The organism is Pseudonocardia ammonioxydans (assembly GCF_900115005.1).
GTDB classification, from domain to species: domain Bacteria; phylum Actinomycetota; class Actinomycetes; order Mycobacteriales; family Pseudonocardiaceae; genus Pseudonocardia; species Pseudonocardia ammonioxydans.
The window spans coordinates 56,784-82,132 of the sequence record NZ_FOUY01000020.1; the positions used below are offsets into that span (position 1 = coordinate 56,784).

29 protein-coding genes are annotated in these 25,349 nt (G+C 73.3%); 9 read left to right on the forward strand and 20 right to left on the reverse strand.

Features of this window, described 5'->3' with window-relative positions; all coding sequences use genetic code 11:
* The first annotated feature begins 42 nt into the window (after positions 1-42).
* Positions 43-777, forward strand: coding sequence for an SDR family NAD(P)-dependent oxidoreductase (locus tag BM093_RS19295; protein WP_093346108.1), 735 nt, complete (start codon positions 43-45; stop codon positions 775-777).
* Positions 778-794: 17 nt separating this feature from the next.
* Here the strand turns inward: BM093_RS19295 and BM093_RS19300 are convergent, their stop codons facing one another.
* The 4 genes from BM093_RS19300 to BM093_RS19315 are packed head-to-tail and all read right to left on the reverse strand — an operon-like array spanning position 795 to position 5,365.
* Positions 795-1,820, reverse strand: a complete 1,026-nt coding sequence (locus tag BM093_RS19300) for an alcohol dehydrogenase catalytic domain-containing protein (protein ID WP_093346112.1) — start codon at positions 1,818-1,820, stop codon at positions 795-797.
* A complete protein-coding gene (locus BM093_RS19305; RefSeq protein WP_218162834.1) occupies positions 1,820-2,587 on the reverse strand; it encodes an SDR family NAD(P)-dependent oxidoreductase in 768 nt (255 codons plus the stop codon). The genes BM093_RS19300 and BM093_RS19305 overlap by 1 nt, the downstream gene beginning before the upstream one ends.
* Before the next feature lie 52 nt (positions 2,588-2,639).
* Complete coding sequence (locus BM093_RS19310) at positions 2,640-3,968, reverse strand: MFS transporter (protein ID WP_093346117.1); 1,329 nt, start codon at positions 3,966-3,968, stop codon at positions 2,640-2,642.
* A 56-nt stretch (positions 3,969-4,024) separates the two neighbouring features.
* Positions 4,025-5,365, reverse strand: coding sequence for an FAD-dependent oxidoreductase (locus BM093_RS19315; protein WP_245773641.1), 1,341 nt, complete (start codon positions 5,363-5,365; stop codon positions 4,025-4,027).
* A gap of 77 nt (positions 5,366-5,442) precedes the next feature.
* Here BM093_RS19315 and BM093_RS35215 point away from each other — a divergent pair, with 77 nt between their 5' ends.
* Entirely contained in the window at positions 5,443-5,625 is a 183-nt protein-coding gene (locus BM093_RS35215; RefSeq protein ID WP_143105440.1) for a hypothetical protein, read from the forward strand.
* Positions 5,626-5,634: 9 nt separating this feature from the next.
* Here the strand turns inward: BM093_RS35215 and BM093_RS19320 are convergent, their stop codons facing one another.
* The 14 genes from BM093_RS19320 to BM093_RS38210 all read right to left on the reverse strand — a co-directional run bounded on the left by BM093_RS19320 (position 5,635) and on the right by BM093_RS38210 (position 17,524).
* Entirely contained in the window at positions 5,635-5,970 is a 336-nt protein-coding gene (locus tag BM093_RS19320; protein ID WP_218162835.1) for an NUDIX hydrolase, read from the reverse strand.
* Between the two features lie 130 nt (positions 5,971-6,100).
* A complete protein-coding gene (locus BM093_RS19325; protein WP_093346121.1) occupies positions 6,101-7,267 on the reverse strand; it encodes an MFS transporter in 1,167 nt (388 codons plus the stop codon).
* Complete coding sequence (locus BM093_RS19330; RefSeq protein WP_093346124.1) at positions 7,260-8,162, reverse strand: ABC transporter substrate-binding protein; 903 nt, start codon at positions 8,160-8,162, stop codon at positions 7,260-7,262. Before BM093_RS19330 ends, BM093_RS19325 begins: the two co-directional genes overlap by 8 nt.
* A gap of 28 nt (positions 8,163-8,190) precedes the next feature.
* Entirely contained in the window at positions 8,191-8,922 is a 732-nt protein-coding gene (locus tag BM093_RS19335) for an ABC transporter ATP-binding protein (RefSeq protein WP_245773642.1), read from the reverse strand.
* Positions 8,919-9,662, reverse strand: a complete 744-nt coding sequence (locus BM093_RS19340; protein WP_218162836.1) for an ABC transporter permease — start codon at positions 9,660-9,662, stop codon at positions 8,919-8,921. The genes BM093_RS19335 and BM093_RS19340 overlap by 4 nt, the downstream gene beginning before the upstream one ends.
* 269 nt (positions 9,663-9,931) lie before the next feature.
* Entirely contained in the window at positions 9,932-10,948 is a 1,017-nt protein-coding gene (locus BM093_RS19345) for an ABC transporter substrate-binding protein (RefSeq protein WP_093346127.1), read from the reverse strand.
* A 187-nt stretch (positions 10,949-11,135) separates the two neighbouring features.
* Positions 11,136-12,002, reverse strand: coding sequence for an ABC transporter substrate-binding protein (locus BM093_RS19350; protein WP_093346132.1), 867 nt, complete (start codon positions 12,000-12,002; stop codon positions 11,136-11,138).
* A 154-nt stretch (positions 12,003-12,156) separates the two neighbouring features.
* Positions 12,157-12,945, reverse strand: a complete 789-nt coding sequence (locus BM093_RS19355) for an IclR family transcriptional regulator (RefSeq protein WP_093346135.1) — start codon at positions 12,943-12,945, stop codon at positions 12,157-12,159.
* 64 nt (positions 12,946-13,009) lie between these two features.
* Positions 13,010-13,792 (reverse strand): ABC transporter permease, encoded by a 783-nt coding sequence (locus BM093_RS19360; RefSeq protein ID WP_093346139.1) that lies wholly within the window; start codon positions 13,790-13,792, stop codon positions 13,010-13,012.
* Entirely contained in the window at positions 13,789-14,958 is a 1,170-nt protein-coding gene (locus BM093_RS19365) for an ABC transporter substrate-binding protein (RefSeq protein ID WP_093346144.1), read from the reverse strand. Before BM093_RS19365 ends, BM093_RS19360 begins: the two co-directional genes overlap by 4 nt.
* The gene (locus BM093_RS19370) at positions 14,955-15,674 is read right to left on the reverse strand and encodes an ABC transporter ATP-binding protein (RefSeq protein WP_093346147.1); all 720 of its coding nucleotides are present in this window, start codon (positions 15,672-15,674) and stop codon (positions 14,955-14,957) included. The genes BM093_RS19365 and BM093_RS19370 overlap by 4 nt, the downstream gene beginning before the upstream one ends.
* Positions 15,650-16,678: an acyl-CoA dehydrogenase family protein gene (locus tag BM093_RS19375; RefSeq protein WP_093346152.1), complete on the reverse strand. Its 1,029-nt coding sequence runs from the start codon at positions 16,676-16,678 to the stop codon at positions 15,650-15,652. Before BM093_RS19375 ends, BM093_RS19370 begins: the two co-directional genes overlap by 25 nt.
* A complete protein-coding gene (locus BM093_RS19380; RefSeq protein ID WP_093346158.1) occupies positions 16,675-17,211 on the reverse strand; it encodes a DUF4242 domain-containing protein in 537 nt (178 codons plus the stop codon). The genes BM093_RS19375 and BM093_RS19380 overlap by 4 nt, the downstream gene beginning before the upstream one ends.
* A gap of 223 nt (positions 17,212-17,434) precedes the next feature.
* Positions 17,435-17,524 (reverse strand): putative leader peptide, encoded by a 90-nt coding sequence (locus BM093_RS38210; RefSeq protein WP_342743025.1) that lies wholly within the window; start codon positions 17,522-17,524, stop codon positions 17,435-17,437.
* Positions 17,525-17,583: 59 nt separating this feature from the next.
* Here BM093_RS38210 and BM093_RS19385 point away from each other — a divergent pair, with 59 nt between their 5' ends.
* From BM093_RS19385 to BM093_RS19410, 7 genes are all read left to right on the forward strand, one after another.
* Positions 17,584-18,150: a TetR/AcrR family transcriptional regulator gene (locus BM093_RS19385; protein ID WP_218162837.1), complete on the forward strand. Its 567-nt coding sequence runs from the start codon at positions 17,584-17,586 to the stop codon at positions 18,148-18,150.
* A gap of 166 nt (positions 18,151-18,316) precedes the next feature.
* The gene (locus tag BM093_RS38375) at positions 18,317-18,424 is read left to right on the forward strand and encodes a putative leader peptide (RefSeq protein ID WP_425439177.1); all 108 of its coding nucleotides are present in this window, start codon (positions 18,317-18,319) and stop codon (positions 18,422-18,424) included.
* Between the two features lie 122 nt (positions 18,425-18,546).
* Complete coding sequence (locus tag BM093_RS19390; RefSeq protein WP_093346162.1) at positions 18,547-19,395, forward strand: ABC transporter permease subunit; 849 nt, start codon at positions 18,547-18,549, stop codon at positions 19,393-19,395.
* The gene (locus BM093_RS19395) at positions 19,392-20,105 is read left to right on the forward strand and encodes an ABC transporter ATP-binding protein (protein WP_093346167.1); all 714 of its coding nucleotides are present in this window, start codon (positions 19,392-19,394) and stop codon (positions 20,103-20,105) included. The genes BM093_RS19390 and BM093_RS19395 overlap by 4 nt, the downstream gene beginning before the upstream one ends.
* Positions 20,095-21,156, forward strand: a complete 1,062-nt coding sequence (locus BM093_RS19400; RefSeq protein ID WP_093346171.1) for an ABC transporter substrate-binding protein — start codon at positions 20,095-20,097, stop codon at positions 21,154-21,156. Before BM093_RS19395 ends, BM093_RS19400 begins: the two co-directional genes overlap by 11 nt.
* A complete protein-coding gene (locus BM093_RS19405; RefSeq protein ID WP_245773643.1) occupies positions 21,153-22,256 on the forward strand; it encodes an LLM class flavin-dependent oxidoreductase in 1,104 nt (367 codons plus the stop codon). The genes BM093_RS19400 and BM093_RS19405 overlap by 4 nt, the downstream gene beginning before the upstream one ends.
* A 99-nt stretch (positions 22,257-22,355) precedes the next feature.
* Complete coding sequence (locus BM093_RS19410) at positions 22,356-23,696, forward strand: NtaA/DmoA family FMN-dependent monooxygenase (RefSeq protein ID WP_093346176.1); 1,341 nt, start codon at positions 22,356-22,358, stop codon at positions 23,694-23,696.
* Positions 23,697-23,744: 48 nt separating this feature from the next.
* On the opposite strand, the gene BM093_RS19415 is transcribed toward BM093_RS19410, so the two are convergent.
* Positions 23,745-24,161, reverse strand: coding sequence for a DUF3040 domain-containing protein (locus BM093_RS19415; RefSeq protein WP_177238581.1), 417 nt, complete (start codon positions 24,159-24,161; stop codon positions 23,745-23,747).
* Between the two features lie 102 nt (positions 24,162-24,263).
* Complete coding sequence (locus tag BM093_RS19420; RefSeq protein WP_093346184.1) at positions 24,264-25,310, reverse strand: TerC family protein; 1,047 nt, start codon at positions 25,308-25,310, stop codon at positions 24,264-24,266.
* Positions 25,311-25,349: the final 39 nt, after the last annotated feature.

Here is a 25,349-nt window from a genome sequence, read left to right on the forward strand (position 1 = left end):
GGCCAGGGTCGGCACACGACCCACCCGGGAACGGAGTAAGACATGACCGCACGCCTGCTCGACCACACCGTCGTGCTGACCGGAGCGACCGGCGGCCTCGGCACCGCCATCGCATCCCGGCTCATCGAGGAGGGTGCCGAGGTCGTCCTCACCGACGTCGACGAGGACCGATGCGCCGAGCTCGCCGCGACGCTCCGTGGCCGTACGCGCACCGCCGTGCTCGATGTGTCGTCCGAACAGGACTGGGCGGGGCTCGTCGGGCGGCTCGGACGGCTGGACGGCCTGGTCAACAATGCCGGGGTCGGCAGCCTGGGCACCGTCGTCGACGAGACCCGGGCACGGTGGGACGACGTCATCGCCATCGACCAGCTCGGGACCTGGCTCGGCATGAAGTACTGCGGGCCCCTCCTGGAGGACGGCGGCGGCGCCGTCGTCAACATCGGCTCGATCCTCGGCACGACGGGCGGCCTGGGCAACAGCGTCGCCTACGCCGCCGCCAAGGGAGCCGTCCGCTCACTGACCCTCAACGCCGCGCTGCACTGGGCCACGTCGGGTGTACGGGTCAATGCGGTCGTCCCGGGGTTCATCGGCACCGACCAGCTCCACGAGCGATTCGCGGGTACCGATCGGCATCGATCGATGCTCGCCAACACTCCGATGGGCCGTTTGGGGCGGCCGGCCGAAGTGGCAGCCGCGGTCGCCTTCCTGCTCAGCGAGGACGCCGCCTACACGACCGGCACGGAGCTGCTCGTCGACGGTGGCTGGTCTGCTCGCTGAGCGGTTTGCTGAGCGGCTCAGTCCGGGACGAGTACGGCACGTCCGACGATCGCCCCCCGGCGCAGCTCGGCGAACGCCCGCTCCGCCTCGGACAACGGGAACGTGGTCGTGCGTGCCGTGAGCACCCCGGACCGGGCCAGGTCCACGGTGGCGACCAGTTCCTCCCGCGAGCCCCAGAACGGCAGTCGCAGCACCATTCCGGACGGGAGCGGCCCCGGCTTGCCCACCGGGATCATGCCGCCGGCACCGCCCACCAGCACGAGCTCGCCCGCGGTGCGCAGCAACGGCACCGCGACGTCCAGGGTGGACTGCGCCGCGACGAAGTCCAGCACGACGTCGGCCCCCCGCCCCTGCGACAGCTCGGCCACGGTGGCGGCCGCGTCCGGCCCCGCGACCGCGTGCGCCCCGCAGGACCGGGCCAACTCGAGCGCCTCGGCCCGGGTGTCGACGGCGACGATCCGCGCGTCGGTGCACGCGCGCAGGATGGCGACCGCCATGTGCCCGAGGCCACCGACCCCGATGACCACCGCGACGGCGCCCGGCTCGACGAGCGCGTCGGCACAACTCGTCACGGCGTGATAGGAGGTCAGGCCGGCGTCGGTCAGGGCCGCCGCCGTGCTGGGATCCAGGCCGTCGGCGGGTACCAGCCGGGACTCATCGACCGTCACCGTATCGGCCATCCCGCCGTCGACCCCGAGCCCGATACCGGCGGCGGGGAGCGAGGCCCGGTGATCGCAGTAGTTGGTCCGGCCGCGCACGCAGCGGGGACATCGGCCGCAGCCGACAGGAGCGTGCACGACGACCTGGGTGCCGATCAGCTCCTCCCGTACACCGGGGCCGACCGCGTCCACCCGCCCGCAGATCTCGTGGCCGAAGGTGAACGGGAGCTGCCAGCCCAGTCCGCCCCGGTCGACGACGTGCAGGTCGGAGTGGCAGAGACCGGCCGCCAGCACGGCCAGCCGGACCTCGCCGGCCGCCGGGTCCGGCACCGGGAGAGCCATCGTCCCGGCCGCGCCGGAGGACGTCATGCGGTAGGCACGCATCAGACCGCGCTGTAGCCGCCGTCGACGGCGTACGCCGCCCCGGTGACGAATGATGCGCGCGCGCTCAACAGGAACGTCACGACGTCGGCGATCTCGGTGGGGGCGGCCGCCCGCCGGATCGGCGGTACGACCCGTCCCGGCACCCCGGTCCGGGCCTCCGGATCGAGGCCGACCCGCGCAGAGCTGTTCCCGGCCAGCCCGGTGTCGACCAGGCCGGGGCAGACACAGTTGGCCCGGAGGCCACGATCGGCGTACTCCGCGGCGAGGCCACGGGTCAGTGCCAGCACCCCGCCCTTGGAGGCGTCGTAGGCCGCGGAACGACCCGCCGCCACCAGGGACCCGACCGAGCCGACAGTGACGACGGCGGGCGCCTCGCCGGCCAGGAGCGACGGCAGCGCGGCACGGATGCAGAGGAAGGTCCCGGTCAGGTTCACGCCGAGGACGGTCTCCCAGGACTGCAGGGTCATCTCGGTCGTCGGCGAGCCGTCGGTGACTCCGGCACAGGTCACCAGCCCGTCCATGCCGCCCAGGAAGTCGGTGGCCGTGGCGAACGCTGCGGCCACCGACGATTCGTCGCGAACGTCGCAGCCCACCGGCAGGAGCCCGTCATCCGTACCCGCGGCGGCGTGGTCGCGGTCCGGGACGAGGTCCATGGCCACCACCGACGCGCCCTCCTCCCGCAGCCGGGCGGCGACGGACCGTCCGATGCCGCTCCCGGCACCGGTCACCACGACACGGCGCCCCCGCGCCTCGCCTGACATCGTCATGAACTCCTTCTGTCGAGAGGTGGTTCCGATCGGCGCTCGATCACTGTGCCCGTCACACGGCCGACGCCGAGCTGTCGGTCCGTTGCGCGTCGCCGGCCAGCTCGTCCCGGGAGGTCTCGCGCATCCAGCCGACGGTCAGCAGGCCGACCACCGCGGCGAAGACCATGTAGAAGCCGGGGGCCAGCGTATTGCCGGTCATCGAGACCAGGCCGGTCGCCACCACGGAGACGGCGCCCGAGCCGATGACCCCACCGATGTTGAAACCGATCGAGACCCCGCTGTACCGCACGCGGGTGGGGAACTGCTCCGTGTACACGGTGTAGACGACGCCCTGGGAGACGGCGAAGGGCACGTTCAGCACGAGCGCGGCGATCGTCGCCAGGACGAGCGAGCCCTGCTGCATCACCCAGAAGCACGGCACCGCGAGCACGAGGAAGCTGACGAGCCCACCGGCCAGCACCGTCCGCCGGCCGAATCGGTCGCTCAAGGCCCCGGCCCACGGGATCAGACCGATCGGCAACAACATGATCAGCACGATCAGCCAGAGCGACCAGGTCAGCGAGTAGCCGAGCACCGCGGAGAGGTGCACGAGCAGATATACCGAACTCAACCCGCCCGTGGTCATGGTCGCGTAGGCGATGAGCACCACCCGGAGGACCGAGCGGGGGTGGTGGCGCAGCACCTCGGTGATCGGCGCCTTCGGCGGGGCCTTCTCCGCGACCATCTCCTGGAACAGTGGCGAGTCCTCGACCCGCATCCGGTAGAGGACCGCGAGCACCAGGAGCGGGCCGGCGACGATGAAGGGGATCCGCCAGCCCCAGGCCGCCATCTGCTCGGGAGTGGCGAGCGCGCTGATCGTCCCCACGACACCCGCTGCTCCGGCCATACCCAGCGTGATGCCGATCGAGGTCGCCGACCCGAAGAGTCCACGCCGGCGCTGAGGCGCGGACTCGGTCGCCAACGACGCGGCACCGCCGATCTCTCCCCCTGCCGAGAAGCCCTGGGCGATCCGCAGGACGGTGAGCAGGATCGGGGCCAGCACACCGATCTCCGAGTAGGTCGGGAGCAGTCCGGTGAGCACCGTCGCGATCCCCATCACGGCGACGGTCACCATCAGCACGGACCGGCGACCACGACGGTCGCCGAGCCGGCCGAAGAAGAAGCCACCCAGCGGGCGCGCGACGAACCCGCTCGCCGCGATACCCAGCGTGCCGAGCAGACCGATCAAACCGTCCGTGGTGGGGAAGAACAGCGGGGCGAGAACGACCGCCAGGTAGCCGTAGATCGCGAAGTCGTAGTACTCGATCGCAGTTCCTACCGCGGCTGCGGTGCTGGCCCGGCGTCCTGCCCGTTCGGCGGTCCCTGGAGATGACTGTGACATCGGCGCTCCTTTGCGCATGCGAGTGGCGCGACACATCCTCTCGACGGAAGTTACGCCTAAACTGATCTCAGTTCAATCTGTTCGACCGCATCGTCGACCGCAGACAACCCGAGGACGACGGCCGGGGCGAGACCACCGGCGTAAGCGTTGCGGTAGAGACCACCGATGTCGGAGCCGGCGGCGTACAGCCCCGGGACGGGAGCACCTGTACTCCCCCGCACCCGGCCCCGGCCGTCGACCCGGACACCGGCGAACGGGAACGTGATCGCCGCCGTCGCCTCCAACACGTAGTAGGGCGGCTCGTCGAGCGGGCGTGGGTCCCGGGCCCGGCCGGGCGTGGGTGCGCCGGACAGGGTGTGCGCGAGCTCCGCGGCGATACGCTCGCCGTCGTATCCCCACTCCGGTGGCATGCTCGCGAAGTCCTCGACCGAGTCGGCCACCACGGCACGAGCCCCCCTCCGGCCTGCCAGCGCGAACTTGTCGTTCGCCGGCCCGCCCTCGACATAGGACGCCACCACGTGCTCGCGGTACCCCTTGGCGTCGGTGACCAGCAGACCGCGCGCCTCGGGCTGATCGACGAGTGCCATCGTGGTGAGGTGGTCACCGAGCGTCTCGTCGACGAATCGCTCGCCGTGCAGGTTGAACAGCACCGCGTGCTCGCTGTAGTAGAGCGCCAGCTCGACGAAGATCTCGGGCGTGAGCGTGACGCCGGTCGGCACCAGGTGCCCGTAGAATCCACCGCCGCTGTTGGCGACGACCCCGCCGACCGCCTCGGCGAGGCGGAGGCCGGCACCGTTGCTGTGCGGGTTCGACCGCAGCGGGATGTCCACCGCGGACCGGTGGACGTGGGCCGCCCGCAGGCCGGGGTCGGCCTGGAATCCGCCGGTCGCCAGCACCGTCGCTCCCGCCCGGACCGTACGGCGCGTTCCGTCGGCGAGCACCAGCTCCGCACCACGGATGCGACCCTCGTCGTCCGGGCACAGCCGCTCCGTCCGCGCCCCGAGCAGGAGCTCCCCCGCCGCGGCGATCCTCGATCGGGCCCCATCGATGAACGCGGAGGTATCGAACTGGTGACCGATCCCGTACCTCAGCACCGGGACGCCGGGACCGCACGGCACCCCCAGGTCACGGACGAATTCCAGTGCCGCGGGAAACCCCTCGACCACGGCAGCGCGCAGGTCACGATCGCCCTGCGGGTTCACCTCGTCCATCACGTCACGGCTCGGCGCCGTCCAGAGGTACCCTGCGTACCGCGCGGATCCCCCCACCTCGGCGGCCTTCTCCACCAGCACGACGCGCAGACCGCGCTGGAGCGCCCGGACAGCCGCCGTGAGCCCTGCCATGCCACCCCCGATCACGAGGATGTCGACGTCGTCCGGGGCGTGCGCAGAGCTCACGAGTCCTCCTGCTGCTTGACCGACTAAACTGAAATTACTTCAATTCAGGATTGTCGCCAGCGCGGCTCCGGTCAAGAGTGACGTCACGCCACCGGCCTCCGGGCACGCCCCGTCGGCTCCAGCGGGCGGCCGAGCCGTTGTCGCCGGAGCTGACCGCCGAGCTGCAGGAGGCCGCCGACCGCTATGTCGGCTACGGCGTGCTGCGCAGCCCGGTCGACGTCGCTGCGGCCATCGAGGACCTCGGAGCCCCGGCACCCTGAGCCACTCCGTCAGCTCGGGTGCCCCGGCAGGAGGCTCATGGCGACGTCGATGATGTCGGCACGGGGCTCGAGGCGGGGCACCTCGGCGATCGGTACCCACCGTGCGAAGTCGGTCGTGCCACCCACCTCGGTGGTACCCAGCTCCCCGCCCGTGATGGTGGCCGCGAGGACGAAGCGCTGGGAACGCCACGGACGACGATCACCGGTGCGTGGAGCGGTGACGTGGTGCTCGGCCAGGACCTGCCCCACCTCCACCCGGTAGCCGGTCTCCTCCCACACCTCCCGGACGACCGCGGCCCCGATGGACTCGTCGAACTGACCCCGCCTCCCGGCATGGTCCAGCACGGATCGGCGTGTGCACTCCCGTTGAACCAGGTCAGCAGGATCTGGCCGTCGTCGGTCGTCAGCAGTCCGTAGGCCGCGAGCCGGATGTCGTACTCGGTGAAGTGCACGGACCGACGCTACCGCTCGATGATCACCGGTCCTGGACGGTCTGCCGGTCCCGGACCGCGGCGAGGAGCACCAGCGCGGCGACCGGCGCGACGGCCGTGGCGGCGAACCCCGCCGCACCGACATCGGTGTAGAGCGGGACCCAGATCAGCGGCGCCAGCGCCCCGCCGAAGAACTGGAACGCCAGCGCCAGCGACGCCGCGCCGGCGCGGTTGCCGTCCGTGCTGGTCGCGGCGATCGCGTTCACGGTGGTCCGCAGGCCGGTGACGGCGACCCCGACCGCGGCGATCCCCAGGCCGAGCAAGGCGACCGAGGGCCCCAGTGCCGCGACCAGCAGCCCGGCGGCGAGCAGCAGGTTCATCAGCACCCCGGTGCGCCGCGGGCCGAACGCGTCCAGCCGCCGTCCCAGCAGCGGCGCCGCGAGCAGCCCCGCGACGCCGAACGCGGCCGCGAGCAGACCGCGCTGCCACGGGCCCAGCCCGAAGTCGTCCTCCGCCCGCAGGATCGCCAGCACCGTGAGCCCGACCGCGGCGAGGTAGCAGAGGAACGACAATCCGCAGGCCAGGGCCAGGTCCCGGTTCAGCAGCGCCCGCACCGGGGGCGGGCCGGTCGGGCGCGGGCCGGCCGTCATCGTCGGTGGCAGCACGGCCAGCACGACCGCCACCAGTGCCGGGAAGGCGAATGCGAGCCGCCAGTCCAGCGCCGCCGCCGGGCCGGAGACCAGCGGGCTCGCCGCCTGCCCAGCCGCCTGCATCCCCGCGAACAGGCCCAGCGCGCGCCCGAGCCCGGCCCGCGGGACGAGATCGGTGATCGCGGCGACCAGCAGGGGGGTGGTGAACGCGTTCGTGACGCCCTGCAGCGCGCGGGCCGCGAGGAACCACCCGATCGTCGGCGCGAGCACGCAGCACGCGCAGGCCACGACGAACGCCACCAGCGAGACCTGCATGGTCCGTGCCCGGCCCCAGCGCTCGGCGAGCGTGCCCGACACCAGCATCACCGCGGCGAACGGCAGCATGTAGGTGGTCACGGCGGCGGCCGCAACCTCCGGCGTGCTCCGCAGGCCGGTCGCCACCTCGTGCACCATCGGCGTGACCATGGTGCTGGCGTACGGACCGAGGAAACCTCCGACGTAGAGCGGCCACGCCCGGACACCCGGGCGTGGCCGCGTGCCGGCGGTCGCCTGCTCAGACATTCACCAGGTTCTGCACCAGCGCATCGAACTTCTTGTCGTCCTCGATCAGTCCCCAGGACACCATCCAGTCATAGGTGCGCTGGAACTGCGCCTCCGGGTACGGCGCCGGGTCGACGTAGCGCAGCCGGCCCAGCGGGATCTCGTGCGGCTCGACGGTGCCGAGCTCCGCCGGGATCTCCGCGGTGATGTGGTGCAGGTACGGCCGCGGGTCCTCGTTGATCTTCGCGACGGCCCGGACGACGGCCCGGTTGATCCGCGCGTAGGTGTCCTCGTCGACCTGCGGGCTCGCGATCTCGGCGCCGACGTAGAACGCCTCGGCGAGGATCTTGTAGCCCTGCTTCTCGGCGAGGGTGATCCACGGCTCCATCAGCGCGGCGGCCTCCACGGTACCGTCGCGCAGCGCCTCGAACCGGACCTGCGGGCCGCCGTAGTGCGCGACCTGGATCTCCTCGCGGGGCAGGAAGCCCTCCAGGGTCTGCAACGCGACGTAGTGCGAGCCGTGGTGGAAGTTGACCGCCACGGTCAGCCCGGCGAGGTCCTGCGGGTGGGTCGCCGGGTGGTCGCCCCGGACCATGATCGCCTGACCGTTCACGGCCGCCCGCTTGGAGACGACCCGGCCGCCGACCGTGGTGTCCTGGGCGCGGCGGACCTGACCCCACTCGCACGCCCGGTACAGCGAGGCCTCGCCGCTCTCGAAGTGCGACTTGGTCTGCCCGAACGCGCTGAGCAGCTGGTGGTCCTCCAGCGGGGAGACGCCGGCGTCGGCGTAGGCCTTGGTGACGAACTCGACGTCGACGCCCTCGTCGGCGAAGTAGCCCTCGTCCTGGGCGACGAGCTGGGGCAGGGAGAACACCAGGGAGAGCAGCTCCATGGTGACCTTCGGACGCTCGGTCATGTCGGTGGTCCTTCCGGTGGGTGCCGGCTCAGGCGAGCGCGGCGACGATGCGGGTGTGCAGGTCGAACAGGTACGGGTCCTCGGCCGAGCGGGGCCGCTCCCGCTCGATCCGGTGCTCGGCGGCGACCCGGGCCGGGCTGCCGGCCAGGACGAGCACGCGGTCGGCGAGCAGCGCCGCCTCCAGGGGGTTGTGGGTGACGAGCAGACCGGTGCGCGGACGGCTCATCCACAGCTCCTGCAGCAGCAGCCGCAGCTTGCGGGCAGTGAGCTCGTCGAGGGCGCTGAACGGCTCGTCGAGCAGCACGAGATCCGGCTCGACGGCGAACGCCCGGGCCACCGCGACCCGCTGGCGCTGCCCGCCGGAGAGCACGCTCGGGTAGGAGCCCGCGTAGCGGGTGAGCCCGACCGCCTCGAGCACGGTGTCGGCGGCGTCCGGGTCGAGCCCGGCCGCCTCCAGGGCCAGCACGACGTTCTGCCGAACCGGCAGCCAGTCCAGCAGCCGGGGCTGCTGGAACACGACACCCAGGCGGGGCCGTCCGATCTCGACGGTGCCGCGGTCGGGTGTGCTCAGTCCGGCGACGATGTGCAGCAGGGTGGTCTTGCCGGTCCCGGACGCGCCGACCAGCGCGACCAGCTCCCCCTCGTCCACGGTGAGGGAGAAGCCGTCCAGCACGGTCTGCGGGGCGCCGGTACGGGCGTCGACGAAGGTCTTGCCGACCCCGTCGAGCCGGATCGCGGTGGTGGTGGCGAGCTCGCTCACACGATCACCGCCTTCCGCCAGCGGCCTGCGCGGCGTTCGAGTCCCTGCAGGACGCCGTACTCCAGCACCGCCATGACGACGGCGAACAGCAGCGTCCAGGCCAGCACCGCGGCGACGTTCTGCTCGGCGAAGGCGTTGTTGAGCTGGTAGCCCACGCCGGAGGACATCCCGAAGACCTCCACGAGCACGATCACCTTCCAGCCGAGCGAGAGGCCGAGCCGTGCGCCAGCGAACAGCGACGGCGCCAGCGCGGGCAGCCAGAGCCGGCGCAGCCGGGTGGTCCGGGAGAACCGGTAGACGTGTGCCATCTCCAGCAGGTCCGGGTCGACCGACCGCACGCCCTGGTAGATCGTCAGCGCCAGGGCCGGCGCCGACGACAGCGCGACCGCGATGACCGGGTTGGCCAGCCCGACGCCGAACCAGATGACGCACAGCAACGCCCACACCAGGCCGGGGATGGTCAGTCCGAGCAACACCGCCGGCTCCCCGAACCGTCGGACGAACTCGTTGCGCCCCATCGCGATCCCGGCAGCGACGGCGACGACGAAGGCCAGCGCGAAACCGAGTGCGACCCGCAGCACGGTGATGCCCAGATGCTGGGCGAACGAGCCGTCGACGACGATCCCGACGAGCTCGCCCGCGACGTCCCCGACGCCCGGGACCAGCACCGAGTCCACCAGGACGGCCATGAGCTGCCAGGCCGCCGCGGCGAGGACGACGAACAGCGCGGCCGGGCCCACGGCCCGCAGCAGGCGGCGGCGCCGCGGCGTCGGGACCGTGGCGTCGGTCGCTGCACCTGCCCCGGCGCCGGTCGCCCCGGTCCCGGGCGCATCGGTAGCGGTCGATCCGGCAGCAGTCGATCCGGCAGCAGTCGATCCGGCAGCAGTCGGTCCGGCAGCGGTCGGTCCGATGGCGGTCGATCCGGCAGCGGTCGATCCGGCAGCGGTCGATCCGGCAGCGGTCGATTCGGTAGCGGTCGATTCGGTAGCGGTTCGTCCGGTGCCGGTGCTCATGCCGCCCCCAGCTCGGTCCACGGCTGCTGCGCGGGCACGGCCTTCACCAGGCCCACCTGCTGGGCGATCTCGACCTGGCGCGCGAGGTTCGTGAACGCCGTCGCGCCCCATTCGACCGGGTAGACGTCGCGCAGCCGCTCGGGCAGCAGCGCGATCGCCGCGCGTTCCTCGGCCGGGATGCCGTAGGCCTCGTGCAGCTCCGCGAGGACCGCGGGGCGCTCCCGGATCAGCTCGTGCACGCGCAGCCGCACGCCGGCGACCGCACGGGCGGCGGCCGGGTCACCGTCGAGGAACTCCCGCAGCGCCCCCTGACCGTTGAGGATCAGCGAGTTCGGGTCCTCCCCGGTGCCCTGTGCCCACAGCTCGCCGACGGTGGCGATCTGCCGGGCACCGCGCCCGACCAGCCGGGTCGCGTTGGGCTCGATGGTGACGATGGCATCGACGTCACCGCGGTCGAACAGGGCCAGCCCCGCCAGCACGGCACCCGGGAACAGCTCGTACTCGGCGTTCAGGTCGGTGCCGTTCACGGCGGCGGCCAGCTGGGTCGACCGGAACGCGTCGCTGTTGTTCGGCGGGATCGCGATCCGCTTGCCGCGCAGGTCGGCCGGGGTGCGGTAGGGGCTGTTCTCCGGCACCAGCCAGCGGACGTGGTTGTTGAGGTTCGGCGAGAACAGCACGACGTCGGACCCGGCCTCGCCGGCGACGACCGCCCCGAGCGGACCGAAGCTGGCCGCGTCGAGCGCACCGGAGAGCAGCTTGTTCTGCACGTCGCCGGGGCCGGTGCCCGCGACGTAGGAGAAGTCGAGGTCGGTGAGCAGGCCGTTCTGCTCGGCGATCGGGCGGATCACCGAGCTGGCGGTGCCGCCGCCGGAGTCCTCGACCCGGGCGCTCACCCGCCCGCCCGGTCCGCCACCGCAGGCGGCGAGCAGCGGGGCGGTGGCCAGGCCGGCGGCGCCGAACAGGGCGGCGCGCAGGAGCGTGCGCCGGTCGGTGGTCAGGGGGCGTGCGGGCATACGGGTACTCCGTGGAGGTGTGCGGGTCCGCGGCAGGGCGCGGCGAGGCGACCGGTCGCGCGCGGCGCGGCCGGTACCGGAGGAGGTCGTGCGAGGTGTCGGAAGGGGCGTCAGCAGCCCGGACAGGTCCCGCCGTTGACGTGGCAGTGGTCGATGTGCCGGCGTCGGGTCAGCACGCGGGCGCCGCTCACCGCAGCGCCTTCAGCGTCTCGTAGCCGGAGCGGCCATCGGTGAGCCGCCAGGAGCGCATCCAGGCGTAGGTCTCGGTGAACCGCCGCTCGGTGAACGGCACGATGTGGGTGTACCGGTGGTAGTCCCGGCGCAGGTCGGCCGGGTCGAGCCGGTCCCCGGCCTCCGCGGCGATCAGCGGGGCCCAGCGGTCCCGGTCGGCGTTGATCAGGTCGACGGCCCGGTCGACGGCGGCCCGGTAGGCCTCCTGCTCCGCTGCCGTGAGGTCCGGGCTGATCACCTGGGAGCCGCGGTAGCTGTAGGTGCCGAGCACGTGGGCGCCGCGGGCCAGTGCCGCGCTGAGGAACGGCTCCATCAGCATCGTGGCGCGGGAGTCCCCGGCCAGCAGGGCGTCCAGCCGGTCGGCCGGCGGGCCGCCGTGCACCAGGGTGATCCGCTGCCGGGGGACGGTGCCCTCGAGCAGGTGCAGCGCCGTGTAGTGCGAGCCGGTGTACTCGTTGATCGCGACCGGGACGTCGGCCAGGTCGTGCGGCTCGTTGAGCCCGCCGTCCAGGCTGACCAGGGCCTGGGCGACGACGGCGGCACGCAGGTGCCCGATCCGGCCGCCGCGGGCACCGCGCTCCAGGCGGTCGATGCCGCCCCACTCGCAGACGTTGTAGACGTCGGCGTGCGCAGCGGCGAACTGCGACTCCTTGTGCCGGGCAGCGGGATTGCGCCGGGTGTCGGCGGCCGGGTCGGCCGGTGTCCCGAAGCGCACGGTGAGCCCGGCCTCGGCGAACAGACCCTCGCGGACCGCGACCAGCTCGGGCAGGTCGAACACGACATGGTTCGGCGACACCACGATCTCGTCGCGTCCGGCGCCCATCGTCCGACCTCCCTCCCCCGATCCGGTGATCTCGGGCGATCTCACCGTAAGGAGCCGGGACCATGCCCGTCAACAGGTGATTTGCAGGATGCGGGACACATTCCCGCAGTGCGCAATGTACGGACAGGTGTCCATTTCCGCGGCGGTGGCCGGGTCAGAACTCGCCGAAGGCCATGGACACCGGGAGCCCCTCGAGAGCGTCGGCGGCCGACCGGACCTGCGCACCGATCTCGTCCAGTGCGGAGTCGGGCAACCGGCTGACCGGGCCCTGGATCTCGACGGCCATCCGCACCAGGTCCCCGGCTCCCAGCACGGGTGCGGCGATCGCCCGCAGTGCCTCGTCGTGCGGGTCGTCCAGCACGGTGTAGCCGCGGAACTGGCCGGCCATCAGGTCGACCTGCGCCGCCCAGGTCTCCGGCCCACCGGAGCGGGCCAGCACCTCGGCGGCCCGGTCGACCGGATCGGCGCCGAACGCGACGATCGCGCAGCCGATCGCCGACTCCAGCAGCGGGACCCGGTCACCCGGACGCCCGGTGTAGCGCAACGACCGGGTGGAGGGCACCGAGAGCACGATGAGGACGTCGTCACCGCGACGCATGCCGATGCTGGCCGTCTCGCCGGTGCGGTCGGCGAGCTCCTTGAGCACGTCGGCGGCCTCGGGCACGCCCGAGGCACCGAGCGACTTGCGGGCCAGCCGCAGCAGCAACGGGCCGGGCAGGAACCGCTCGGAGGTGGCGTCCCGGCACAGCAGGTCGCCCGACACCAGGGTGTGCGCCAGCCGGTGCACAGTGGACACGGTCATCCCGGTGATCTTGGCGATCTCGGTGGTCGTGAGCCCCTCGTCGCTGTCCACGACGATGCCGAGCACCGCCGCCGCCCGGGCGACCGACTGGATCTCCGAGCCGCGGGCGGGAGCGCCGGGCTCACGTGCGCGGCCGGTCACCAGCGGTCCTCGTGCACCGATCTCGACACCGGCCCACCGTAGTCCGACCCGGTGACGAGCCGGTTCAGGGAGCCAGCAGCCGGCGGGCCGCGGAGTCGAGGCCGTAGCCCAGGGCGCCGATCACCAGGATCACGGCCATCACCTTGTCGTAGGCGAGCTGGTCACGGGAGTTGAGGATCTCGTAGCCGAGACCGGAGGTGACACCGAGCATCTCGGCCGGCACCAGCACCACCCAGCCGATGCCGAGGGCGAGCCGGATACCGGTGAGCAGGTGCGGGCGGACGGTCGGCAGGACGATCGTCGTCAGGGTCTCCCGCCGGGTCGCCCCCAGCGAGCGTGCGACCAGGGTGAGCTTCGGGTCGACCGCGCGGACCCCGGCAACGACGTTGAGCACGATCGGCCAGATCGCGGCGGCGGCGACCAGGAACACCACCGGGCGGTGCCCGATCCCGAACACTCCGATCGCGACCGGGGCCCAGGCCAGCGGTGAGATCATCCGCAGGAATTGGAACACCGGCCGGGTGCCCTGCTCCAGCAACGCCGACGAGCCGACCGCCAGCCCGGTGACGACACCGAGCACCCCGGCGACGAGCAATCCGAGCACCAACCGCCAGAGGCTGGTGGCGATGTCGGTGACGAGCACGCCGTCGGTGGCCAGCGCGCCGACGGCGGGGATCGCACTCTGGGGGGCGAACGCCCGCAGCAGGCTCTCCGGCCCGGCGAGGACCGTGGTGATCAGCCACCAGACCCCGACGGCGGCGGCCGTACCGGCCACGGGCGCGACGAACGCCGTCCGGAGGCCCGGTGACGCGGGCCGGGTCGTGCGGGACGCGACGACGGTGCTCATACGGCGGTCACTTCCTCGGTGCGGGTGAGCGAGGCGGGCAGGCCGAACGCGGCGGGTCCGCCGTGCCGGTCGATGCTGCGGCGGACGAAGCGGTCGTCGGTCAGATCGGCGTGCACGGCAGCCGGGTCCAGCCGGTCCAGGAACGTGGTGTCGCCGTCGACGACGGTGTCGCGCATGGCCTCGACGAGGCGGCGCGTGTACCCGGGGAACGGGAACGGTTCGAACCCGATGCGCTCACCGTGCCAGTCCGGGTTGTGCGGTGAACCGGGCGGCTGATCCAGCGCTCGGCTGATCGCCGGTAGCGGCTGCGGCAGGTAGCGGCCGCTCGAGAGCACCGACGCGGCGTCGCCGCGGGCACCGTCGATCCAGCGTTGGGCGCCGGTGATCGCGTCGGTGACCCCCTGGACCGCGCCGGGGTCGGTGTCGACGAGCTCCTGCCGGACGACGACCACACAGCAGGCGTGCCGGCGCCAGGCGTCGCCGACGAACCGGGCGATCCGGCCGACCTCGCGGATCTCGGCGGCCGCGTTGAACGGGTCCGCGACGATGTAGCCCGCCACCCGGCCGGTGTCGAGTGCCGGGAGCATGTCGGCCGGGCTGAGCACGACCAGGCCGACCGTCCCGTCACGGGCCGAAGGGTTCTCACGGACCACGGGCCGCAGCCCGGCACCGCGCAGCATCCGCTGCAGCACGACGTTGTGCACCGACCACCAGAACGGGATCGCCACCTGTCGACCGGCGAGCGCGGCGAGTTCGCCGATGTCCGGGGAGACGGTCAGCGCGGAGCCGTTGGTGTGCCCCCAGGCGATCATCCGGATCTTCGCGCCGAGCGCGTAGCGCAGCTGCACCGCGAACGGCATGAGCAGGTGGACGACATCGACCTCGTCGGCGAGGAACGCCTGGGCCAGGGACTCCCAGCCGCGGAACAGCACCGGGCGCTGCACGTCCAGACCAGCCGCGGCGAACCGGCCCTGGGCGTGTGCGACCAGCAGCGGGGACGCGTCGGTGATCGGCAGATAGCCGACCCGCAGCCCCTCCCCGGTGCGCGCGGTGCTGCGCCCGGCGGTGGCGAGGTCGGCGATACCGGCCACGCCACCGCCGACGGCCGCGACCGCACCGGCCCCGGCGGCGGCACGCAGCAGCGTGCGCCGGTCGACCGGGCTCACCGGGCGCCCACGACCTGGGAGCGGTACCCGGCCAGCACCTCGTCGCGCAGCGGGTGGCCGCCGGGCGCCTCGGACGGCTCCGGGATCCAGCGCCCGCCGATACCGCCCTCACCGTCCAGTGCCGCGACGTGTGTGCCCAGGTAGAGCGCCTCGTCGACGTCGTGGGTGACCAGGACCAGGGTCAGGCCGTCGGCCTCGGCGAGCCCACGCAGCCAGGTCTGCAACCCGGCCCGGGTCGCCGGGTCGAGCGCCCCGAACGGCTCATCGAGCAGCAGGACGTCCGGCCGGACCGCCATGCCGCGGGCGATCGCCACCCGCTGCGCCTGCCCACCGGACAGCGCCGCCGGTGGCGCGTCGGCGTGCCCGGCCATCCCGACGCGGTCGAGCAGGGCGTCGGCGTGCGTGTCGGTGAACCGGTCGCGGTTGGCGCGATAGCGGCCGCCGAGCCGGACGTTCTCCCGCACGGTCAGCCAGGGCAGCAGCAGTGGCTCCTGGAAGACGGTCGAGGTGACCAGGTCGTCCGGCCGCGCCACGGTCCCGTCGTCGAGGGTTTCCAGTCCGGCGAGCAGCCGCAACAACGTCGACTTCCCGCTGCCGGTCGGGCCGAGGACGACCTGCCGGACGCCCCGTTCGATCTCCAGGTCGACACCGTCGAGGACAGTGTGCGATCCGTAGCGGCGTACGCCACCGTTCACTGCGAGCGCGACAGTTCCCATCGCAGGTGTCCTTCCGTGGGGGCCTGGACCGGGAGGAACGCGCCCTCGCGGAGCCGGCGGGCGACGTCGCTGGCGGCGACGTAACCGGCACCACCGTGGGCCGCGGACTCGACCCGGGTGGCGTCGGTGGCGGTCGTCGCCGCGTCCAGGCGCAGCCGCAGCAGGTCCGCCGGGGCCGCGGCCACCGGATCGGCGGCCAGGGTGTGCAACCGGTCGTGGACATCGGAGGCGCGGGCCGCGACGGCGCGCGCGTCCGGGGCGAGCGGCTCGGCCCCTCCGGTGGCGGCTTCGACCGCGGAGGTGGCGGACCGGGTCGCGAGCCCGCTGCAGAATGCGCTCTGGACCAGCAGGAACGTCGGCCGGATCGCGCCGACGAAGCCCGGGAGGTCCTCGGAGAGCACGGCCTCGGCCGGGATCCGGACCTCCTCGAGGCGGACCGAGGTGGACCCGGTGCCGTTCAACGCGAGCAGGGTCGGTCGCGGTGCCCGGACGACACCGGTGTCCGCGGTGCAGATCCGCACGACGGCCCGGGCACCGCCGGTGGGGCCGAGCCGGACCGGGAGGACGACCACGGCGTCGTCGAACAGGTTCGACGCCCACCGGATCGGCCCGTCGAGAACCAGCCCGCCGTCCGACGACGGCCTCGCGACCACCGGCACCGGTTCGAGCCCGGCGAGGTCACGCAGAGCCGGGGCCATCGCGGTGGCCCCGACCCTGCTCCCCCGCCGGATCTCATCGCTCAGCACGTCCTCGGGGTGCGCCGCCCGAACCAGGTACTCGTAGGCCATCCGCTGCGCCCAGGTGGCGAACGCCGAGCTCATGCACTCCCCGGCGATCCGCTCGACGAGCGCTACCGCGTGCGCGGTCCCGGACCCGGGCGGCGCGATCAGGTCGGCGTCGCCGAGCCGGCGCAGGCCGGTCCGGACGTCGTCCTCACCACGGTCGACCGGCCCCGCGGCCGCCCGGAACCAGGTACCGAGGTCGGGGTCGGCCGCGGCTGTCACCGGTCGTCACCCGCCAAGGTGTGCAACCGGTCGATCGGGGTGTCGACGGCCTTGCGGCCACGGACCACGTCCTCCTCGCCCGGGGCGTCGTAGAAGCACAGACACTTCTCCATGTCCTCGCGGACGTAGGTGCGCAGGAAACTGACCTCCGGGACGTCGGCGTACCGCGGGGCCTTCGCCTTCTTCCGCTCCAGGTAGGTGTCCATGTCCAGGCCGTCGGGCAGGTCCCACTCGACCAGGTAGCCGGCACCGGGCCGGGCCGCCTTGAGCGCGTCCAGGTCGGCACCGACGAGCCGGACCTCGTCCGGCCCGGACGTCGCGGCGACTCCCGGCAGGGCGTCGAACCGGCCGGCCAGTGCCTCGCGCGAGGCCGCCTCGACGACGGTGAACACGCGGTCGTGCGCGCCGGTCACCTGGGACTCGATCAGCGTGCCGCCCGCGGCCGACGCCACCCGGTCGACGGCCGCGAGCAGGTCGGCCACCGCGGAGCGCTCGGCGGTGCTGGGCACGAACTCGAACAGGAACAGCGACATGGAGCGGCCTCCTCAAGGATGCGTCACGGGTGCCGCGACCGGGTGCCACAGGGCTCCGGAACGCGCGGGGCCGGCCGGCCGCGCTCGGCGTCTCGGAGCGGCGACAGGCCCGGTCACGGTTCACGGGGCACCCACGCAACCGGGTCGGGACCGGACGTGACGCGGGACGAATGGAACGGATCGACGGAGCGCGCCACAGGAACGGGCGCGCGCGGCAGGTGTGTCAGGCCTGCGGCGAGGGACGACGACACGCCGCGGTGACGACCCTGAGCAGGTCGACATGGCGGCGCTTCACCAGCCAGAACGTCCTCACGGCGACGACATTAACAGACAGATCGGTCTATCTGTCCAGTCCGGCGTTATGCTGATCTCGTGCCGACCACCACCGCCGGCCCCGCCCAGCGTCTGCTCGACGCGGCGGCACGGCTCTTCGACCGGGAGGGCATCCGCGCGGTCGGCATCGACCGGATCCTCGCCACGGCCGGGGTCGCCCGGGCCAGCCTCTACCAGCACTACGGCTCGAAGGACGCCCTGGTCACGGCGTACCTGGAGCGTGCCGACCGGAACGACAGGAGCCGTTACCGGCAGAGCGTGCGCGGGCTCGACGACGACCCGCTGGGCCGGATCCGGGCGGCGTTCGACCTGGCAGCGGCCGCCGCGCGGCGGCGCGGATACCGGGGCTGCCTCTACCTCAACGCCGCCACCGAGTTCCCGGGCCCGGCCTCCCCCGTCGCGGCTGTCGTGGCGGAGCACCGAGCGCGCCAGCGCACCGTGTTCCGCGAGGCCCTGGTCCAGCTCGGACACCCGGACCCGGACGAGACCACCGCGCGGATCCAACTGGTCTACGACGGCGGGCTCGCCGGGTCGAAGGCCGAGCGCAGCTCGGAACCGATCGAGCGCGCCGCCGGCCTCGCGATCGCGATGGCGACCTCGTCCTGAGCCGGATTCCGCGCGTGGTGCTCGGAGCTGCCCGACCGGCTCGACTGCTCCCGCAGTGCGGACACGGCTCCCACGGCGGCACCGGGTGTCCGCACATCTGCGCCCACGTCCCGCGGACCGGACGCCCGTCTTGCCCGGCCCGGACACCCCGTGGTCACCTGCCGGGGTGACCGAGCGCGCGACGGGGACCGGACCGCTCGGCGGCCCGGGACACCTGCTCACCCGCCGCCGGCACGTCGACCTCCTCCGGCTCGCCGGCTGCACCTGTCGCTGACGCCCGGCCCCGGCGCGCAGCGCACCCGCCCCCTGCGCCCGGGCCGCTCCGTCCCGTTCGGACCCGCCCCGCCGTGCGGCACCCGCCGGCGGGCGCACACCCACGCGCCCCGGGAGACACCTGTGTCCTCGACCACCCTCGCCCGCACCGCGGGCGACCGGGACGTCGCCGCCACCCGCGCGACGACGCCCCGCCCGACCCGCCGCCGGCCCGACCTGCGCCGGTGGATCTCTCCGGTCACGATCGTGCTGCTCTGGCAGCTGGCCTCGTCCACCGGTGTGCTCGCCGAGGACGAGCTGGCCTCACCGGTCCGTGTCGTCACCGCGGCGATCGACGTGACCGTCAGCGGGGAACTGCCCGAGGGCCTGCTCGTCTCCCTCGGCCGCGTCGCGCTCGGCCTCGTGCTCGGGCTGACCGTCGGCGTCACGCTGGGGCTGGTGTCCGGGTTGTCCCGCTGGGGCGGCCATCTCGTCGATCCGCCGGTGCAGATGCTGCGCACGCTGCCGCACCTGGGCCTGGTGCCGCTGTTCATCCTGTGGTTCGGCGTCGGGGAGCTGCCGAAGGTGCTGCTGGTCGCGCTCGGCGTGCTGTTCCCGATGTACCTGAACGTGCACGCCGGTGTCCGCGGGGTGGACCCGAAGCTGCTGGAGGCCGCGTCGGTCTCCGGCTTCACCCCCGCCGAGCGGCTGCGGCACGTGGTGCTGCCCGGCGCGATGCCCTCGACCCTGACCGGGTTGCGGCTGGCGCTCGGGATCGCCTGGCTGTCGATCATCGTCGCCGAGACCACCGCGGCCGACGCGGGTCTCGGCTACATGATCATGAATGCCCGGGAGTTCCTGCGCACGGACGTGATCGTCGTCGGGCTCGCGGTCTACGCGCTGCTCGGGCTCACCACCGACGCCCTGGTGCGCCGGCTGGAGCGCACCGTGCTGGCCTGGCGTCCGGCCGGCCCGGCGGGAGCGGACCGGTGAGCGCGCGCGTCCACGACCTGGTCCGCGAGTTCGGCGGCCGCCGGGTCCTCGACCGGCTCGACCTCACCATCGGCGACGGCGAGTTCGTGGCCCTGCTCGGCCGGTCCGGATCCGGCAAGTCGACCCTGCTGCGGCTGTTGGCCGGGCTCGACGGCAGTGCCGACGCCGGGGTGAGCGGCACGGTCGAGGTCCCCGGCTCGGTGGCGGTCGCGTTCCAGGAGCCCCGGCTGCTGCCGTGGCGGTCGGTGCGCGAGAACGTGTCCCTCGGCCTGCACCGCGACCTCGGTGCCGACACCCCGGCCGGGGTCGCCGACACCGCGCTCGCCGAGGTCGGCCTGGGCGCACGGGCCGACGCCTGGCCGCTGACGCTGTCCGGCGGCGAGGCCCAGCGCGCGTCGCTGGCGCGGGCACTCGTGCGTGAGCCCGGGCTGCTGCTGCTCGACGAGCCGTTCGGCGCCCTGGACGCGCTGACCCGGATCACGATGCACCGCCTGGTGCTCGACCTGTGGCAGCGGCACCGGCCGGGCGTGCTGCTGGTGACCCACGACGTCGACGAGGCGCTGCTGCTCGCCGACCGGGTGCTGGTGCTCACCGACGGCCGGATCGGCGCCGAGCACCGGCCCGGCCCGCGGCCGCGGGACCCGGACACGCTGTCCGCACTGCGCCGCACCGTCCTCGACGAGCTGGGGGTGGCCGCCGATGCCGCGTGAGGCCCACCGCGTGCCCTACCGGTGGGTCCTCCCCGCACTGCTCGCCGCGCTGACGCTCACCGGGTGCTCCTCGGTGCCGCTGGAACGACCACCCGTCCAGCCCCCGGTCGACGACGCCGCGCTGGCCGGGGTGACGCTGCACGTCGGCGACCAGAAGGGCGGCTCGCAGTCGCTGCTGCGCGCGGCGGGCCTGCTCGAGGACCTGCCGTACCGGATCGAGTGGCGGACCTTCACCTCCGGTCCGCCACTGATCGAGGCCGCCCGGGCGGGCGCGATCGACGTCGGCGCCACCGGCAACACCCCGGCGATCTTCGCGGCCGCCGCGAAGGCCCGGGTCCAGCTCGTCGCGGCGAACCGCGGCAACGTCACGAGCGATGCGATCCTGGTCCGCGAGGACTCGCCGCACCACGCGGTCGAGCAGCTGCGCGGCACCCGGATCGCGGTCGCCAAGGGCAGCTCCGCCCACGGCCAGCTGCTCTACACGCTGCGTGCGGCCGGGCTCACCCTCGACGACGTCGACCTGACCTTCCTGGCCCCCGCCGACGCGTTCGCCGCGTGGCAGCAGGGCGAGGTCGACGCCTGGGCGGTCTGGGACCCCTACACCGCCCAGGCCGAGGCCGAGGGCGGGCGGGTCCTCGCCGACGGCGAGGGCACCGCCAACGGGTTCGGGTTCCAGGTCGCCTCGAACGCCGCGCTCGCCGACCCGGCGCGCAGCGCCGCCGTCGCCGACCTGCTGGCCCGGGTCGCCGCCGCGCAGACCTACTCCGACACGCACCGCGCGCAGCGGGCGGAGGTCTGGAGTGCGGAGACCGGCCTGCCGCTCGCGGTCACCCGCCGGGCCGTCGACCGCGGCCCGGACCTGCCGATCCCGTTCGACGACGGGGTGGTCGCCTCCCAGCAGGCGCTCGCCGACGCGTTCTCCGACGCCGGTGTCATCCCCGGCCGGGCCGACTTCGCCGCCCTCGTCGACCGGCGTTTCGAACCGACCACCCGGCACGCCGCCCGGACCGGGATCCCGGGCACCCCGACCCACCGAGGAGGCACTCCGTGAGCCCCATCGTCCCGCACTGGTTCCTGCCCACGTCGGGTGACGGCCGCACCATCCTGGCGCGCCGGCACGCCGACCGCGGCCAGGCAGGCCACGCCGACCGCGATGCCGGCATCGACTACCTCGCCCAGGTCGCGCGCGCCGCCGAGGCCCAGGGCTTCCACGGTGTCCTGACCCCGACCGGCACGTTCTGCGAGGACGCCTGGCTCACCACGGCCGCGCTGCTGCGCGAGACCCGCACCCTGCGGTACCTGGTCGCGTTCCGGCCCGGGGTCCTCTCCCCCACCCTCGCCGCGCAGATGGCGTCGACCTACCAGCGCGTCGCCGACGGGCGGCTGATGCTCAACATCGTCACCGGCGGCGACACCGTCGAGCAGGAACGGTTCGGCGACCACACCGGGCACGACGAGCGCTACACCCGCACCGACGAGTTCCTGTCCGTGCTGCGCGGGGCGTGGGGCACCGACTCGTTCGACTTCACCGGCCGGCACTACGACATCCGGGGCGCGACCACCCTCGCCGCCCCGGACCCGGTGCCGCCGGTCTACTTCGGCGGGTCCTCGGACGCGGCGCTGCCGGTCGCGGCGCGGCACGCCGACGTCTACCTCACCTGGGGCGAGCGGCCGGACGCGGTCGCGGAGAAGATCGGCCGGGTCCGCAAGCTCGCCGACGACCTCGGCCGCAGCCCGCGGTTCGGCATCCGGCTGCACGTGATCACCCGGGACACCGCCGGCGAGGCCTGGGCCGAGGCGCAGCGGCTGCTCGACGCACTCGACCCGGCCGAGATCGAGACGGCGCAGGCCGCGCTGCGCACCAGCCAGTCGGTGGGTCAGCAGCGGATGCTCGCCCTGCACGGGGGCACGCACACCGGCTCCGCCGCAGACCTCGCGATCGCGCCGAACCTGTGGGCCGGTGTCGGGCTGGTCCGCGGCGGCGCCGGGACCGCCCTGGTCGGGAGCCACGCCGAGGTGGCCGACCGGATCGCCGAGTACCACGACCTCGGGATCGACGAGTTCGTGCTGTCCGGCTACCCGCACCTGGAGGAGGCCTACCGGGTCGGCGAGGGGGTCCTTCCCGAACTGCGCCGGCGCGGCCTGCTGTAGGGCAGGCCGATCCGGGAACACCGCCGGGGGCGGGGGCGGTTGCAGCAGGGAGACGGTCGGTGCGCCACCCCCGCACCACGGACCTCGGGAGGCCACCGCATGCCGCGCAAGCAGATCCATCTCGCCGCGCACTTCCCCGGCGTCAACAACACCACGGTGTGGAGCGACCCGGCGTCGGGCAGCCACATCGAGTTCGACTCGTTCGCGCACTTCGCGCGCACGGCCGAGCGGGCGAAGTTCGACTTCCTGTTCCTCGCCGAGGGGCTGCGGCTGCGCGAGCACCGCGGGCAGATCTACGACCTCGACGTGATGGGCCGGCCGGACACCTTCACGGTCCTCAACGCGCTGGCCGCCGTCACCGACCGGCTCGGCTTGGCCGGGACGATCAACTCGACGTTCACCGAGCCGTACGACGTCGCCCGCCAGTTCGCCAGCCTCGACCACCTCTCCGGCGGGCGGGCGGCGTGGAACGTCGTCACCTCCTGGGACGCGTTCACCGGCGAGAACTTCCGCCGCGGCGGCTTCCTGCCGAAGGACAAGCGCTACTCCCGGGCGAAGGAGCAGCTGGCCGCCACCGCCGCGATCTGGGACTCCCGGACCGGGCCCGACGACCGCGGCACGTTCGAGTTCGCCTCCGACCAGTTCGACATCCACGGTCGGTTCGCGCTGCCGCGCAGCCCGCAGGGCCGTCCGGTGATCCTGCAGGCCGGCGACTCCGAGGAGGGCCGCGAGTTCGCCGCCGCGTCGGCGGACGCGATCTTCTCCCGGCACTCCGAGCCGGTGGCGGGACGGGCGTTCCTGGCCGACGTGAAGGGGCGCCTCGCCCGTTACGGCCGCGGGTGGGACGACCTGAAGATCCTCCCGTCGGCGACCTACGTGCTGGGTGACACCGACGCCGAGGCGGCCGAGCGGGCCGAGGTGGTCCGCTACCAGCAGGTCAGCCCGCAGACCGCGATCGTGTTCGCCGAACAGCTCTGGAACACCGACCTCTCGGACCGGGACCCGGACGGCCCGCTGCCCGAGTTCGACCCGGTCGAGGGCGAGCTCGTCTCGCAGGGCCGGGCCAGCGTCCGCCAGTACCGGGACCCGAAGGCGGTCGCCGAGCAGTGGCGGTCACTCGCCGCCGAGAAGAACCTCTCGTTGCGCGAGACCGTGATCGAGGTGACCGGGCGGCACACCTTCGTCGGCAGCCCCGCGACGGTCGCGGCGGCGATCGACGACGCCGTGCAGTCCGACGCCGCGGACGGCTACGTCCTGGTCCCGCACGTCACCCCGGGCGGGCTGGACGAGTTCGCCGACCGGGTGGTCCCGCTGCTGCAGGACCGCGGCTCCTTCCGCACCGACTACACCGGGACGACGCTGCGCGAGCACCTCGGGCTGCCCCCGGTCGCGACCACCACCGACCCGACCGAGGCCGCCGTCTCCGCGCCGGGGGCCTGAGGAGGGACCCGGGCCCCGGCGCCGTCCGAACCGCCGGGACCCGGGAGCTCAGGGGCGGCGGTCCTCGCCGTCGTCGCGCTGTCCCTCCTCCTGGCCCTCCCGCTTCGCGCGGACGGCGATCATCGCCATCGCGAACGGGATGCCGAGCAGCAGGCCGAACGACAGCAGTCCGGCCAGCCACTCGTTCGGCACCAGGACCAGCACGATCACCCCGATCGCGACGGCCTGCAGGATGCGGTCGAGCGGCGCCCGGTCGGCGGCGCCCGACCCGGCGCCGGTGGACTCCAGCGACGACATCTCGGACTCCAGGTCGGGGTCCGAGCTCCGCAGCTCCCGCTCCAGGCCGGAGAGCGAGCGCTCCTCGGCACGGTTCAGCGGCTCGGCGGACGGCCGCGGTTCGGGGTCCGGCCGGCCCCCGGCCGGCTGCGACGGCGGGGGTGGCAGGGGCGGTGGCGTGACAGACATGATCTTCCTCCTCGGTGCCGGCGGTCCGGCCATCCGAGCTACCCGTCGGAACCCCACCCATGGTATCGAAACGGACAAAGTTCCGCGCCCGGGCCGAACGGCCTATCGCTCGGTGTCGCGCCCGCTGCCGGGGGTCCCGGCGAGCTCCTGCCCGTCGGTCCCGGCGGCGCGCCGCCGGCGCGAGACGACCAGGCTGGCGACCGCCGCGACCGCGATCGTTCCCGTGATCACCAGCAGCGACAGCCAGATCGGCACCTCGGGCACCGGCACCGGCTGCCCGCCGTTGATGAACGGCACGTTGTTCTCGTGCAGCGCGTGCAGGGTCAGCTTCACGCCGATGAAGGCGAGGATCACGGCCAGGCCGTGCGCCAGGTAGATCAGCCGCTCGAGCAGGCCACCGATGAGGAAGTAGAGCTGGCGCAGCCCGAGCAGGGCGAACGCGTTGGCGGTGAACACCAGGAACGGCTCCTGGGTCAGGCCGAAGATGGCCGGGATCGAGTCGAACGCGAACAGCAGGTCGGTCAGCCCGATCGCCACGATGACCAGCGCCATCGGGGTCAGCATCCGCTTGCCGTCGATCCGGGTGAGAAGCTTCGACCCGTCGTACTCGGTCGAGGTGGGCAGGACCTTGCGGACCATGCGGATCAGCTTGGTGTCCCCGGCGTCGGCCGGGTCCTGGTCGTGCCCGCCGGACAGGGCCTCCTTGATCTGGGAGTACGCCAGCCAGAACAGGACGATCGCGAACAGGTAGAACGCCGCGACGAACCGCTCGATGATCACCGCACCGACCGCGATGAACGCGCCGCGCATGACGATCGCGATCGCGATGCCGATCAGCAGCACCTTCTGCTGGTGCACCCGGGGCACCGCGAACGCCGTCATGATCAGCAGGAAGACGAACAGGTTGTCGACCGAGAGCGCCTTCTCGGTCAGCCAGCCGGCCATGTACTCGCCGCCGTACTGCCAGCCGGAGAAGACGCCGACACCGACACCGAAGAGCAGGGCGAGCGCGATGTAGCCGGCCGACCAGATCGCCGACTCGCGCAGGGTCGGCTCGTGCGGGTCGCGGGCGTGCCCGATGAAGTCGAAGGCGAGCATGCCGATGATGGCGGCGATCGTCGCCAGCCATACCCAGAGCGGGACGTTCACAGATCCTCCAGCGCAGGTTCGAGCGCTGAAGGTCTCCTC